Origin of the sequence: Pontibacter sp. MBLB2868 (assembly GCF_051904785.1) — a bacterium.
Taxonomy (GTDB): domain Bacteria; phylum Bacteroidota; class Bacteroidia; order Cytophagales; family Hymenobacteraceae; genus Pontibacter.
In genome coordinates this window covers 2,826,791-2,840,193 of sequence record NZ_CP196710.1, presented here as the reverse complement: position 1 = coordinate 2,840,193, position 13,403 = coordinate 2,826,791, and the positions used below count along the sequence as shown (strand labels likewise).

Here is a 13,403-nt window from a genome sequence, read left to right as displayed (position 1 = left end):
TACTATGTTCGATCAGACGATAATAAGAGTGGGAGTGCGGTATGGTGTTATGTGCGGCTTCGTTTGCTTTGTATTCGTGCTTGTGCTTTATTTTTCCGGAGTAAATCCTTTCGGAGAGATGGGGCGGATAACATACATTCCGATTCCGGTATTTCTGTTTCTGGCTATTCGTTACTATAAACAGTTTAATGATACCGAGATTGGTTTTCTGAAGGGACTGCGTGTGGGGTTGGCAGTTTCTTTTTACACAGCACTAAGTGCAGCTATGCTGGTTTTCTTGTTTATTTATGTTGTGGGTCCTGAGGTTCTGCAAACACATGTGAATGAGATGAAGGCACTGCTGCAGGAAACCCGTGAAGAACAGATAAAACTTCTTGGTCAGAAAATGTATGACGAAGGGTATAAAGCACTGGATTCTATAACACCTAGTATGTTGGCAGCTGATGATTTTGTGAGGAGGATTTTTGTGGGAGCGGTATTTTCGTTGGTAGCAGCAGTTTTTTTTCGCAAGTAACTCTTAACCTTAAATACTAATCCCATGACTGAAACTCAACCTTCTGTAACCTCTGTCTCTCTTAAGTATGGTTTACTTACTGCCTTGGTCGGAGTAGTGTACTCCTTGATCCTGATGGTAACTGACCTTGGAGATAACCGTTGGCTAAGCAGTGCCGCTTATATAATACTGATTGTGGGTATTATATTAGCCATGAAGCAATACAAGGCAATTAATTACGGTTATATGTCTTATGGCCAGGGTTTGGGCATCGGGTCACTTGTTTCTGTGATATTTGGTTTCCTATCAGGCTTATTTACCTGGCTCTACACAACCTTTGTAGACCCTAATTATATGAGCAATATAATGGAGAAGCAGCGCGTAAAGATGCTGGAGCAAGGAATGTCTGATGAGCAGATAGACGCGGGCATGAAAATGGCTGAAAATTTTCAGGGTCCTCTTACTATGATACTAGGTGCTGCCGTTATAACTTTGATCGTAGGATTTATCTTTTCGCTAATCATCTCAGCAGTGATGAAAAATAGCAGACCGGAGTTTGAATAAAAATGCAATACCCTTATGATATCTCGGTAGTGGTTCCTCTTTTTAACGAAGAGGAATCATTGCCTGAACTCGTGCGCTGGATCAAACGTGTGATGCATGCGCACGAGTTTTCTTATGAAGTTATACTAGTTGACGATGGCAGTACAGACCACTCCTGGGATGTTGTCAATCAACTAGGGGCAGAGGATAATGCTGTAAAAGGCATTAGCTTTAACCGCAACTATGGCAAATCCGCTGCCCTAAACGAAGGCTTTAAGCGTTGTGCCGGCGAGGTAGTCATCACCATGGATGCCGATCTGCAGGATAGCCCTGAAGAGATCCCCGCTTTGTACGACATGATCAAGAACCAGAAGTATGATCTGGTGAGCGGATGGAAAAAAAGACGCTTTGACCCGCCTAGTAAAACTATCCCTACAAAGTTATTTAATGCTGCCACACGTAAGTTGTCAGGCATACAACTGCACGACTTTAATTGCGGCCTGAAAGCCTATCGCCAACTGGTAGTGAAGAGCATTGAAGTACATGGGGAAATGCACCGCTACATCCCGGTAATAGCTAAATGGAATGGCTTTACCCGCATCGGCGAGAAAGTGGTGCAGCACCAGGAACGAAAGTACGGCACCACTAAATTTGGGCTTGAGCGCTTTGTGTACGGGTTTCTCGATCTGCTCTCCATCACATTTGTGAGCCGGTTCAAGAAGCGGCCAATGCACTTCTTCGGTACTCTGGGCACGCTGATGTTTGTAGTGGGCTTAGGTATTACTGTTTGGCTAATAGCACAGAAGATATTCGATATTTATGCCAATGGGCGAGTGCGTGATATAGTAGATCAGCCTTTGTTTTTCCTGGCGCTCGTCGCAGTTATACTTGGTGTGCAGTTGTTTTTGGCAGGTTTCCTGGCCGAAATGATCTCCTTGGCATCAAATAAGCAAAATGAGTACCTGATACGCGGCAAAGTAGGAGCCTTAAAGCGGTAATGGCAAAAAAGGTAGTTATAGTTGGTCCGGCGCACCCATTGCGTGGCGGAGGTATGGCTACCTTTAACGAACGTTTAGCCTATGCCTTTCAGCAGGAAGGCGATGAGGTAGAGATCGTGACGTTCAGCTTACAATATCCTTCCTTTCTTTTTCCGGGCAAGAGCCAGTACTCAGATGAACCAGCCCCTGTCGGGCTGCCGATCAAAGTTTTGATCAATTCTGTTAATCCGGTAAGTTGGTGGAAAACGGGATCCTATATCCGGAAGCAAAGGCCCGATGTAGTTATTTTCCGTTTCTGGTTACCGTTTATGGGGCCTGCTTTAGGCACAATTGCCCGTATTGTACGCAGGAACAGGTATAGCCGTGTATTGGCGATAACTGATAATGTGGTGCCCCATGAGAAGCGTCCCGGCGACCTATGGCTTACAAAATATTTCCTGAGTGCCTGCCACGGCTTCGTAACTATGTCACGGGCAGTGCAGCAGGACCTGAAAAAGTTTGAGCCAGGGAAGCCTGGTTTATACCTGCCACACCCACTTTATGATAATTTCGGAGCCTCCGAAAGCAAAGGAGCCGCTTGTGCAGCGCTTAACCTTGACCCCAGGTATAATTACTTACTTTTCTTTGGCTTTATCAGGGCTTACAAAGGGCTGGACCTGCTTTTAAAAGCAATGGCTGAACCAAGTCTGCTGAATTATCCGGAGATCAAACTTATCATTGCCGGAGAGTTTTATGAAGATGCCGCCCCTTACCAGCAACTTATTAACGAATTGAATCTGCAGGACAGGCTTATACTTAGAACTGACTTTATCCCCAATGCAGAAGTACGTCATTATTTTTGTGCAGCCGATCTGGTAGTGCAGCCTTATAAACACGCTACGCAAAGTGGCGTAACGCAGGTAGCTTATCATTTCGATAAACCAATGGTGGTTACAAACGTCGGAGGGTTGGCAGAACTTGTTCCGCATGGTGAGGTAGGGTATGTAGTAGAACCACGGCCACAGGCAATCGCCAATGCCATACATCAATTTTATGCTTCAAAAGAAGCACCTACCTTTTCTCAAAATATAATCAAATATAAGAAGCGGTTTAGCTGGCAGCGATTCGTGCAGTCTATCTGGGAGCTTACAGATAAAGTATAAATAGCATTTAAGTTTTCTTATACACCTTCGCCTCACTGCTATAATGTTCTGTTACCTTTGCAGGCTTCATTAAACCTGCTACAAATAAAGCTGTGATCAAAAGTATAAGTTACGTCAACCTGAGCCCTGAAACACGAGCAGAGCTTCAACACCATATCGATAACGAATTTGGGCATGTAGCTTTTGTACAGGCCCATACCTGGGCACAACCAGACTGGAGTGTTATTAAGTATGAAGGAAACAGTATAGCTGCTTTTTATAACATTGTTGTGCGTGATGTAACCATAGATGGACAGCTGTACAAAGTAGCTGGAATCAATAATGTGATCACCCCAAAAGCTTACAGAGGCAAGGGCTTTGCAACAGAGGTGCTAAGAACTACAGAAAAATTGCTGTTTAAAGAACTAGAGTGCTCGTATGGGCTTTTGCTTTGCGCTGATGCGCTGTTACCTTTCTATAGCCGACTAGGCTGGTACCTGGTGCAAGCAAGCCTGTATTATGATCAGCCTTCGGGTAAGCAGCTCTACGATTCTAATGTGATGATATTAACGCCAAACCATAGTGCCCATATAATGCCTTCCGAAATAAATCTGAATGGTTTGCCTTGGTAGCCGGATTAGACTTCATGCTATTTAAATTGTTGTGTGTCGGGATTGTTTAGCTATGTGTCTACCACAGTATTATGTGTACATTTCTTTAATTTACTTTGTCAGCATATTCTATTCACTGCAAAATAAAATTATGAAAGAAGATCTTATACTCGTGTTTGGTGCCGGTGGTAATATTGGAGGTAAAATAGCTGATGAATTACTGGCAGCTGGTGCAAATGTTGGTGTCGTGGGGCGTAGTCGCGCACGATTACAGAAGTTTGAGGGGAAGGCTGAAATCTGGGCCGGGGACTTTATGGATGATGCGTTCTTAAGAGAAGCTTTCTGGAGTGCAAGGAGCCTCTTTTTAACTGTACCAGATGAGTGTTTTGCTGATCCTGCTGCAGCAGCACGCCGGCTCGAGGAGTTGATTAGCGAAAGTAACATTACACATGTTGTTAACATCAGCAACAGCATCATTAAAAAAGGCGGATCTGCTACACGTTTGGTTGCGTTTGAGCAGGAGTTGAATAAGATCGCAGGTATAAACCTGAAGCATTTACGGAGTGCCAACTTTTTTGAAAACCTTAACTGGGGATTGCACACCCCGTACCGTCCTGAGCTGAAACTGCCTTATATTTCGTCCTACGAAGTTGCTCATGTGGCAGCACAATATCTTTACCAGCAGAACTTTGAGGGTAAATCGGTTGATGTTCTGTTAGGCACCCGCGACTACAGCATGGCCGAACTTGCCGCAGCTGCCGGGGAAGTGTATAAGCAGCAACCTTACACGGATCAGAATATTGGTTTCTACAAGCCTTTTAATGAGGGGGACTTTGAGGTTGAGCCTCGCACGATACAAAATACATCCAAACTCACGGACAACAGGTTTTCTTTGGAATACTTCCTGGAAAGGGACCTCCAGTTGAACCCATAGTTTTGAATTAGAAGCAAGATGCTTGTTTCATCTTCTGCTTGTATTAACGGCAATTTTTAAAGTCCAAGCCTGATAATTCTCCTTAACGTTCTTCCAGGAAAGACAGAAAATAAAAAATCCCCGGCTGTCAATCAACCGGGGATCTTTTATTTAGCAATTGTATTACTACAACAGATCAACACCGGTATAGTTGAAAGGCGTAATGTTCTTTAGCTCAGTTTTTATTTGGTCGCTTACTTGCAGCGAATCAATAAACGCGTGTATACGCTCTTCTGTCATCTTCTCATTTTTACGCGTTAGCTCCTTCAGGGCCTCATACGGCTGCGGATAACCTTCCCGTCGCAAAACAGTTTGAATGCCTTCTGCCACAACTGCCCAGTTGTCGTCGAGGTGCTTGTTTAGTGCCGCCTGGTTTAACTCGAGTTTGCCAATACCGCGCTCCAGTGACTTGAGCGAGATAAGAATATGTGCCAGCGGTACTCCAACATTTCTGAGAACTGTTGAATCCGTCAGGTCGCGCTGCAGTCTTGAAATAGGAAGCTTTGCTGAAAGATGTTCTAAAATGGCATTTGCAATACCTAAGTTACCTTCAGCATTCTCAAAGTCAATTGGGTTTACTTTGTGCGGCATAGCTGATGAACCTACCTCACCGGCTTTTATCTTTTGCTTAAAGTAGCCCATGGAAACGTACTGCCAAATATCCCTCGAGAAATCTATCAGGATCGTGTTTAGCCGCTTCAACCCATCAAAATAAGCAGCCAGGTTATCATAATGCTCGATCTGGGTTGTGTATTGACTTCTGGTAAGGCCCAGTGCCTGTTGCACAAAACGGTTACCGAATTCAGGCCAGTTTATAGCTGGGTAAGCAATATGATGTGCATTGAAATTACCTGTTGCGCCACCGAACTTTGCTGAGAAAGGCACTTGTCGCAGCAAATCCAGTTGCTTTTCAAGGCGCTCCGCAAACACCATTAGTTCCTTGCCCAGGCGGGTAGGGGATGCAGGCTGCCCATGCGTGTGTGCCAGCATCGGGATATCTTTCCATTGCTGTGCCAGCTCCGAAAGCGTTTGGTGCAGCAACTGGTAAGCAGGTTGAATGACACGCTCATTGGCTTCACGCATAGAAAGCGGAATAGCCGTGTTATTTACGTCCTGGGAGGTAAGGCCGAAATGAATGAATTCTTTATATGCATCCAGCCCCAGCGCATCAAACTTATTTTTAATAAAGTATTCAACTGCCTTTACATCATGATTGGTGATCTTTTCTGTTTCTTTTATCTCAAGAGCATCTGCTTCTGAAAAATTCTCATAAATAGCGCGTAGCTTTGGGAAATGAGAGGCATCGATCTGCTTTAACTGCGGTACAGGAAGTTCACATAAAGCGATGAAATACTCTATTTCTACAAGTACACGGTAACGTATCAGGCCAAACTCAGAAAAATAGCCGGCAAGCTCAATGGTACTGCGGCGGTAACGGCCATCAACCGGCGAAATAGCAGTAAGTGTTGTTAAGTTCATGATAGAGGTGGTTCTTTGTTCAAAGATAAGCAGTATTGCGTCTTAAGCCAATAAAGGCAGCAGTCAGAATTAATCAAGCTAACACTTGTTGGCAATAATTTTGCTTATTAATACAAGTAACTTGTTGAACCATAGTTGTTTTTGGGGCGTAAATTTAAAGTAGAACGCATTAGGAGGGCCTATTGATTGCCTACTTCGTTCAGAATTGAATATCTTAAAAACGTATCTGCCGTAAGTATGGTAGTATTGTATAAAGCATATATAGCCGACGGTGTCACAAAGTGCCCTTATATTTGCACATTATAAATTGGCTTCATTTTTTTAGATACAAATCTTATTAGTTAATTCGCACCTGACATTTTGGACAAGCGTTTGAAAAATAGAATTCTCGTTTGGGCTAGCGGTGTGCTAGCCTTTCTTCTGATAATAGTTGTTCTGCTCTTTATTTTTAGGAGCAGGGTATTGCAGTACACCATTGATCGCGTGATCACGAAAGTGGAGAATAAATATCCTGCCGATCTAAATATAGGTAACGCGGAGTTTGTTAACTGGAATTCCGTTGTACTCACTGATATTTCTTTTGTGCCGGATAAGCTGGACACTCTTTTTACCACTGACAGTGTTTATGCCACGATCAGTTTTCGCTCTATCTTTAAAGGCCGCATTGTTTTTAAGCAGCTCATGGTTACGGATGGTTATCTTACGGCCCGTAAAAACGGTGATGTAACCAACTTTTCATTTCTCTTTGAAAAAGACGAGCCTCAGGAGCCGGTAGATACCACGCAGGGGCGTAATTACGGAAAACTGCTGAATCGTGTAATTGAGACAGCATTCGACAATGTGCCAGATAAAGTTGACTTTAAGAACCTGAATGCCTCTTATGTTTCCACGCACCGCACCATAGAGGTAAAAATGCCTTACCTGCGGATGGATGACGGGTACATCGAAACACAGGTCTCTATCCTGGCAGATTCCATTGAAAATAACATGCGGGTGCGTGGTACCATTGATCCCGATGATTACCGTATTTCTACAAGTATATATGCCTATGATAACAAAGGCATACGTCTGCCTTATATAAAGGATAAATTCGATGCGCAAGTAGCTTTTGATACACTTCACATAAGCCTTACAGATAAAAATTACAAGAAAGATAAGCTAACCGTTGAGGGGCGGGCGATGGTAAATCACCTGACCTTGAACCACCCAAAGCTGGCTGACGAAGATATCTTTGTAAATGAAAGTGCCATAGATTATGTAGTTACCCTGGGGCCAAACCTGTTCGTGATCGATAGCCTTACGGAGGTACGCGTTAATAATGCCAGCGCTAATATTTATGCTGCCTATCAGAACAAAGACGCAAAAATTTACGACCTGAAAGTCAACTCGAAAGCCATGCCGGCCAATGATTTCTTCAGCTCTTTACCTGCTGGCCTTTTCGAGAACCTGGAGGGAATACAGGCGCAGGGTGAATTGCAGTACGACCTGAAGTTTCACCTCAACATGGATAGCGTAGAGCAGGTGGTGTTTGACTCTGACCTGGATGCTTCCAAAGATTTCAAGATCACTAAGTGGGGCAATACCAACCTGCAGAAAATAAATGGCTCTTTCACACATACGGTGTATGAGTATGGAAAGCCCGTACGAACGTTTACGGTTGGGCCTTCCAATCCATTTTATAGCCCTATCAGCCAGATTTCTCCGTACCTGCGCAATGCCATACTTACAGCCGAAGATGCTGGTTTTTATAGCCATAAAGGTTTTCATGAGGAGGCTTTCAGACAGGCTATTATCCAGAACATTAAGAAAGGCGAATTTGCTCGAGGGGGAAGTACTATTTCTATGCAGCTGGTAAAGAATGTGTTCCTGTCGCGCAAGAAAACGGTGGCACGTAAAGTAGAGGAAGCTATCATTGTATGGCTACTCGAAAACCAGAACTTGGTGTCTAAAAACCGCATGTTTGAAGTGTACCTTAATATAATTGAATGGGGACCAAACGTGTATGGCGCAAAAGATGCTTCGCGTTTTTATTTCGGTAAGCAGCCATCAGAACTAAATCTGGCAGAGGCCATCTTCCTGACAAGTATCATACCTAGTCCGAAACGCTACAGATCATCTTTTGACAGTGCAGGCCACCTGAGAAGCTGGAAGAGTGGGTATTACAGGCTGATAGGTGGGCATATGCGCCGCCGTGGTCTTATCTCGCAGGCCGAGTATGATAACCTGTATCCTGATGTGAGGTTATATGGCCGTGCACGTGACCTGATCGTGACCAACCCGGATACAACAGAAGTAGATACAACTGAATTTGAATTAAAGACTATTGACCTCCTGGATTATTAAGGAGGCGTAGAAATTCGAGACAACGGCTCCGCAGGCATTACCTGCGGAGCCGTTGTCGTTTTGCATTAGAAGACAATAAATGGTTATACTTACCAGATGAACCCAAAGCACAACGCAGATCAGGAAGTCGGGCAAGCCGTTGGCCTTGTACCCAGAATAGGTGCGCTGGCAGCGCGCATTGGGCTGGATTGGTTTCTGATAGCCCTGATCAGTATGATCATACTGGCCTCCTTATGGCCACAGGCAGGTATAGACCGTGAACCCATTTCTTTGGGGGATGTGGCTACCTATGGCGTTTCAATGATCTTCTTTTTTTATGGCTTGCGCCTGAGCCCAGAAAAAATGAAGGCAGGCCTGAGCAGCTGGCGGCTGCATCTGGTGGTGCAGTTAAGTACCTTTATACTTTTCCCGCTGCTGATACTGCCTTTGCATACATTTTTTGAAGGCGGCAATAAAGAGCTGTTGTGGCTGGGTACTTTTTACCTGGCAGCGCTTCCTTCTACGGTTTCTTCGTCGGTGGTAATGGTATCTATTGCAGGTGGAAATATTCCGGGGGCAATCTTTAACGCCAGCATCTCCAGCCTGATCGGTATACTTGTGACACCTCTCTGGATGGGCCTTTTCCTGACGGCCAGCACCGAAGGGTTTGACTTAGGGAGCATTATGGGGAAGCTGGTGCTGCAAGTACTGTTGCCCGTTTTGCTGGGTATATTTTTACACAGGTACTGGGGCGGATTTGCAGAGCGAAACAAAAGCAGGCTACGCATTTTTGACCAGATCATCATCCTGCTAATTGTCTACACGTCCTTCTGCGAATCGTTTGCCCGTAACATGTTCAGTGGGTACAGCGTGGCTGACCTGTTATTGCTTGGAGCCGCTATGATAGCCTTGTTCTTCCTGGTATACGGTATAATCTACTTCCTGAGCAGCCGGTTGGGTTTTAAGCAGGAAGACCGGATCACCGCTGTTTTTTGTGGCTCAAAAAAATCACTGATACATGGCACTGTCATGTCTAAAGTGCTTTTCCCGGATGCCAATATGGTAGGCATTATGCTGCTCCCGATCATGATGTACCATGCACTGCAGCTATTGGCAGCCAGTGTTATTGCACAGCGGTTGGCACGTAAAGCAAACGCTTAGGCAGCCTGTTTTACTTTTTGCTTAGCTGCGATTTTCTCTTCCTGTTGGCGCAATAGTTTTTTATCCAGTACAAATGGTCCGAAAGGCAATAAAGAGGCCACTACACCAGCAGCTACCTTAAGCACGGACCAACGGTAAACAAGAGCGACCTGTAATAAGCTGGCTATATAAAGTATAAATAACACGCCATGTGCCCAGCCAGTGTATTTTACAAGCTCCGGTACGCCTAAAATATACTTTACAGGCATGGCAACACCCAGCAGGAACAGGTATGATATTCCTTCGTAGTAGCCTATGGTGCGGAAGCGGGAAAGTGGGGTTTTCATATAAAATTTTAAATAGGTATGTTAGGTATTCAGAGCTTAACACAGCAAAGGTACGTTTTGTGCCCCAACGACAGTATGTGTCCATAAAAAAAATGTCCCTGGCTTTTAACTTAGAGCCAGGGACTTTTTAATCAGGCAACAGCAGATGTGTTCAGCGGATCGTTATGCGCTTCTGAGGAATGTTGCTGCAATGCCCTGACAACCGTTTTTACCAGGTTTTCGTCAAGGCCGGATATGTGTTCCTGCTGTAGCCACCCTTCCAGTTGTTTCTGCCACCGGTCAGCCTGTACGGCAGGGGTGTTGCTCAACCCTTTCTGCGTACCCAGTTTTTTGGATACGGCAGAGCGTCGGAGGAGCAATTCAAGCAATTCATCATCCAGGTGGTCTATCTCCTTGCTCAGTTCCTCCATCTTATCTACCAGATCTGTTGTTTCTGTCAGCTGAACTTTGGTAACGACTGCATGCACCAGTAAGCCAAGCTCCTGCGGCATTAGCTGCTGCTGCTGGCTGCTAAGTGCTTCAGCCGGATTCACATGCGATTCGAACAGAAAGCCATCTACGCCGAGCTCAACAGCGCGCTGGCTAACCGGGTAAAGCAGGCTCCTTTTACCGGCAATGTGGCTGGCATCACAAAGCACAGGCAGATCTGGTAACTGCTGTTTCAGTTCCAGCATGTGGTCCCACTTGGGCTGGTTACGGTATGGGTGCTGTTCATCGGTAGCAAACCCGCGGTGTATAGCGCCCAGATCCGTGATGCCTGCCTGGTGTAACCGTTCCAGGGCTCCCATCCAAAGGCGTAAGTCAGGATATACCGGGTTGTAAACCAGTACTGGTGTAGAAGTGCCTTTTAATACTGCGGCCAGTTCTTCCATTGTAAAAGGGTTTACTGTTGCGCGGCCACTGATGCAAAGTATATCAACCCCATACTTCAGCGCCTCTACTGCCTGCTGCGCGTTTACCACGTCGCAGGCTGTTTGCAAGCCTGTTTCCTGCTTTACACGATTAAGCCATTGCAAGCCCGCTGTGCCGACACCCTCAAAACTATTTGGGCGTGTACGCGATTTCCAGATACCCGCTTTAAACACTGAAATGCCATTTACTTTTTTCAGTAGCTGGGCTGTCTTAAGCATCTGTTCTTCACTTTCGGCACTGCATGGTCCAGCGATCATTACAAGCTTGCCGTCTGCCTGACGGAAACTGCTCTGTGGCTTTAGATCGATGGTTGTTTTACTTGCTCTCATGGCTAATTACTTAATCAATTTCTTCTTGTTGCATTTACATTATTTGATTTGAATAAACATGTATAAACAAAAAGGGGCCCCGCTTGCTGCGGGGCCCCTTTAGTATGTTTTGGTACTTTCTATATACACAAAATATCTACCACCGGAGCCCCGCAGGAGGAACCTTCACAGAATTGGTAAATAGAATGGCGTATGATAAGTACATGTTTTCTTGTTTTGAACTGTAATAAAAATTATTTTTTATGATAAAAGCAAATTTCAGGGAAAATATTTTTTTCAAAACTTTCTATTTATTTACCGGAGGCTCAGGTATTTCATCTTCTTTTTTGGGGAAGATCAGCGACAAAATAATTGAAATAGCCAGAATTGCGCCCACAACCAGCAGGGCGTATTTCATGTCGAGTTCATAGAGATCACTCAACATTAACTTAACGCCAATAAAGACCAGTATCACCGCCAACCCATAGTGCAGGTAATGGAACAGCTGCATAATGCCTGCCAATGCAAAGTAAAGTGCTCTGAGCCCAAGCAATGCAAATACGTTGGACGTATACACAATGAAAGGGTCTTTTGAAATGGCGAGAATAGCCGGAATGGAGTCTGCTGCAAAAACCACGTCGGTACTTTCTACCATCACCAGCACAAGAAACAGTGGTGTGGCAAACCACTTCTCGTTTACCTTCGTGAAAAACTTGCCTCCCACAGACTGTTTTGTTACCCTGATATGTTTACTTACCCAGCTTACCAGTGGGTTATTGCCTGGTTGTATCTCTTCATCGGCATTCGTGAACGCCATTTTAATGCCGGTAAAAATCAGGAAGAGCCCTAGTATGTAGATAATAAAATGGAACTTAGCTAACAGGGCCACACCTACCAGAATAAATATACCACGCAGGACAAGGGCGCCCAATATACCCCAGAACAGAATTTTGTGCTGGTATTTAAGGGGTACCTGGAAGTAGCTGAAGATCATGATGAACACGAAAAGGTTATCTACACTCAGCGATTTTTCGATCAGATAGCCTGTCAGGAACTCCAGTGCCGGGGCCGGTCCATGCCAGAAATAGATAAATACGTTGAAGCACAGTGAAAGCACAATCCAGAACAGGCTCCAGAGCAGGGCCTCCTTAATCTTGACCTCATGTTCTTTCTTATGGAACACGAACAGATCCAGGCCCAGTAAAAGCAGGATAAAAGCGTTAAATATAACCCAGAAGAGAATGTCGTGCATAAGAGTGAATTACCCGGAGAGTTCAGCTTATTAAAGTATAGTAAACATACTTACGGCTGCGCGCTGTGCTAAAGTATAAATTTGTTTCTGAAAATTAAAGCTTTCAGAAATTGCGGGAAGGAGAAGTGCTTCCTGTAAACAGTTAGAACCTCACTGGTACCTAAACCTCGTACCTGTCGAAGTGGCGGAAGAAGCTGTTTACCTTCATTTTAAGCACGCCCAGTACAGCCTCTTTAAAAATACCGGACGACATTTTAGAAACTCCCTTTGTGCGGTCAGTGAAAATAATAGGTACTTCTTTTATTTTGAAGCCATACTTATAAGTCAGGAATTTCATTTCGATCTGAAAGGCGTAGCCCACAAAACGAATGTTATTCAGTTGTATCGTTTCCAGTACCTTCCTTTTGTAGCATTTAAACCCTGCGGTGGTATCCTGTATGGGCATACCTGTTATAAGGCGTACATAGTGGCTTGCAAAGTATGACATAAGCACACGGTTCATTGGCCAATTAACCACGTTAACCCCTTGTATATACCTGCTGCCGATGGACATGTCGTAGCCTTCGAGGGCGCAAGCATTATAGAGGCGAATGAGGTCGTCGGGGTTATGGGAGAAATCAGCATCCATCTCAAATATGTATTCATACTTGTGGCGGAGGGCATACTTAAAGCCATGAATATATGCGGTACCGAGGCCAAGTTTGCCTGAACGTGTTTCCAGGTGCAGGCGGTTTGGGTACTCTTGTTGCAGGCTGCGCACAATGTCAGAGGTGCCGTCCGGTGATCCGTCATCGATGATCAGGAGATCGAAAGGATGGCTCAGTGACATCACCTTCCTAACCATTGCCTCTATATTTTCCCTTTCATTGTAGGTTGGGATGATGACAAGTGCGTCTTTCATGCC

13 protein-coding genes are annotated in these 13,403 nt (G+C 44.8%); 8 read left to right on the top strand and 5 right to left on the bottom strand.

Going from position 1 to position 13,403, the window contains the following annotated elements; translation table 11 throughout:
- The first annotated feature begins 4 nt into the window (after window positions 1-4).
- The 6 genes from ACSX1A_RS12125 to ACSX1A_RS12100 all read left to right on the top strand — a co-directional run bounded on the left by ACSX1A_RS12125 (window position 5) and on the right by ACSX1A_RS12100 (window position 4,700).
- Window positions 5-514: a DUF4199 domain-containing protein gene (locus ACSX1A_RS12125; protein WP_439879912.1), complete on the top strand. Its 510-nt coding sequence runs from the start codon at window positions 5-7 to the stop codon at window positions 512-514.
- A 24-nt stretch (window positions 515-538) separates the two neighbouring features.
- Window positions 539-1,057 carry a DUF4199 domain-containing protein gene (locus tag ACSX1A_RS12120; protein WP_439879911.1) on the top strand — a complete coding sequence of 173 codons (519 nt, stop codon included), beginning with the start codon at window positions 539-541 and terminating at the stop codon, window positions 1,055-1,057.
- A 2-nt stretch (window positions 1,058-1,059) separates the two neighbouring features.
- Complete coding sequence (locus ACSX1A_RS12115) at window positions 1,060-2,034, top strand: glycosyltransferase family 2 protein (protein WP_439879910.1); 975 nt, start codon at window positions 1,060-1,062, stop codon at window positions 2,032-2,034.
- Window positions 2,034-3,176, top strand: coding sequence for a glycosyltransferase (locus ACSX1A_RS12110; RefSeq protein ID WP_439879909.1), 1,143 nt, complete (start codon window positions 2,034-2,036; stop codon window positions 3,174-3,176). The genes ACSX1A_RS12115 and ACSX1A_RS12110 overlap by 1 nt, the downstream gene beginning before the upstream one ends.
- A 92-nt stretch (window positions 3,177-3,268) precedes the next feature.
- Window positions 3,269-3,787: a GNAT family N-acetyltransferase gene (locus ACSX1A_RS12105; protein WP_439879908.1), complete on the top strand. Its 519-nt coding sequence runs from the start codon at window positions 3,269-3,271 to the stop codon at window positions 3,785-3,787.
- A 130-nt stretch (window positions 3,788-3,917) separates the two neighbouring features.
- Complete coding sequence (locus tag ACSX1A_RS12100; protein WP_439879907.1) at window positions 3,918-4,700, top strand: NmrA family NAD(P)-binding protein; 783 nt, start codon at window positions 3,918-3,920, stop codon at window positions 4,698-4,700.
- A 165-nt stretch (window positions 4,701-4,865) separates the two neighbouring features.
- On the opposite strand, the gene purB is transcribed toward ACSX1A_RS12100, so the two are convergent.
- Complete coding sequence (gene purB / locus ACSX1A_RS12095) at window positions 4,866-6,218, bottom strand: adenylosuccinate lyase (RefSeq protein WP_439879906.1); 1,353 nt, start codon at window positions 6,216-6,218, stop codon at window positions 4,866-4,868.
- Between the two features lie 372 nt (window positions 6,219-6,590).
- On the opposite strand from purB, the gene ACSX1A_RS12090 reads away from it, so the two are divergent.
- Together ACSX1A_RS12090 and ACSX1A_RS12085 are read left to right on the top strand one after the other, a co-directional pair.
- On the top strand, window positions 6,591-8,561 hold the full coding sequence (locus ACSX1A_RS12090) for a transglycosylase domain-containing protein (protein WP_439879905.1): 1,971 nt from the start codon (window positions 6,591-6,593) through the stop codon (window positions 8,559-8,561).
- A gap of 96 nt (window positions 8,562-8,657) precedes the next feature.
- Window positions 8,658-9,701, top strand: coding sequence for a bile acid:sodium symporter family protein (locus ACSX1A_RS12085; protein ID WP_439879904.1), 1,044 nt, complete (start codon window positions 8,658-8,660; stop codon window positions 9,699-9,701).
- Here the strand turns inward: ACSX1A_RS12085 and ACSX1A_RS12080 are convergent.
- The 4 genes from ACSX1A_RS12080 to ACSX1A_RS12065 form a co-directional block, all read right to left on the bottom strand.
- Complete coding sequence (locus ACSX1A_RS12080; protein WP_439879903.1) at window positions 9,698-10,027, bottom strand: DUF3817 domain-containing protein; 330 nt, start codon at window positions 10,025-10,027, stop codon at window positions 9,698-9,700. The two genes, ACSX1A_RS12085 and ACSX1A_RS12080, sit on opposite strands and share 4 nt — an antisense overlap.
- A 131-nt stretch (window positions 10,028-10,158) precedes the next feature.
- Window positions 10,159-11,268, bottom strand: a complete 1,110-nt coding sequence (locus tag ACSX1A_RS12075; RefSeq protein ID WP_439879902.1) for a chorismate mutase — start codon at window positions 11,266-11,268, stop codon at window positions 10,159-10,161.
- 286 nt (window positions 11,269-11,554) lie between these two features.
- Window positions 11,555-12,499 (bottom strand): TerC family protein, encoded by a 945-nt coding sequence (locus ACSX1A_RS12070; RefSeq protein ID WP_439879901.1) that lies wholly within the window; start codon window positions 12,497-12,499, stop codon window positions 11,555-11,557.
- Between the two features lie 160 nt (window positions 12,500-12,659).
- On the bottom strand, window positions 12,660-13,400 hold the full coding sequence (locus ACSX1A_RS12065) for a polyprenol monophosphomannose synthase (RefSeq protein WP_439879900.1): 741 nt from the start codon (window positions 13,398-13,400) through the stop codon (window positions 12,660-12,662).
- Between the last annotated feature and the right edge of the window lie 3 nt (window positions 13,401-13,403).

What these genes read in the sequence shown, in the direction of transcription:
- ACSX1A_RS12080 (WP_439879903.1), bottom strand. Translation starts at nt 10,027, where the DNA reads ATGAAAACCCCACTTTCCCGCTTCCGCACCATAGGCTACTACGAAGGA.
- ACSX1A_RS12115 (WP_439879910.1), top strand. Translation starts at nt 1,060, where the DNA reads ATGCAATACCCTTATGATATCTCGGTAGTGGTTCCTCTTTTTAACGAA.
- ACSX1A_RS12075 (WP_439879902.1), bottom strand. Translation starts at nt 11,268, where the DNA reads ATGAGAGCAAGTAAAACAACCATCGATCTAAAGCCACAGAGCAGTTTC.
- ACSX1A_RS12110 (WP_439879909.1), top strand. Translation starts at nt 2,034, where the DNA reads ATGGCAAAAAAGGTAGTTATAGTTGGTCCGGCGCACCCATTGCGTGGC.
- ACSX1A_RS12125 (WP_439879912.1), top strand. Translation starts at nt 5, where the DNA reads ATGTTCGATCAGACGATAATAAGAGTGGGAGTGCGGTATGGTGTTATG.
- ACSX1A_RS12085 (WP_439879904.1), top strand. Translation starts at nt 8,658, where the DNA reads ATGAACCCAAAGCACAACGCAGATCAGGAAGTCGGGCAAGCCGTTGGC.
- ACSX1A_RS12100 (WP_439879907.1), top strand. Translation starts at nt 3,918, where the DNA reads ATGAAAGAAGATCTTATACTCGTGTTTGGTGCCGGTGGTAATATTGGA.
- ACSX1A_RS12065 (WP_439879900.1), bottom strand. Translation starts at nt 13,400, where the DNA reads ATGAAAGACGCACTTGTCATCATCCCAACCTACAATGAAAGGGAAAAT.
- ACSX1A_RS12120 (WP_439879911.1), top strand. Translation starts at nt 539, where the DNA reads ATGACTGAAACTCAACCTTCTGTAACCTCTGTCTCTCTTAAGTATGGT.
- ACSX1A_RS12070 (WP_439879901.1), bottom strand. Translation starts at nt 12,499, where the DNA reads ATGCACGACATTCTCTTCTGGGTTATATTTAACGCTTTTATCCTGCTT.
- purB (WP_439879906.1), bottom strand. Translation starts at nt 6,218, where the DNA reads ATGAACTTAACAACACTTACTGCTATTTCGCCGGTTGATGGCCGTTAC.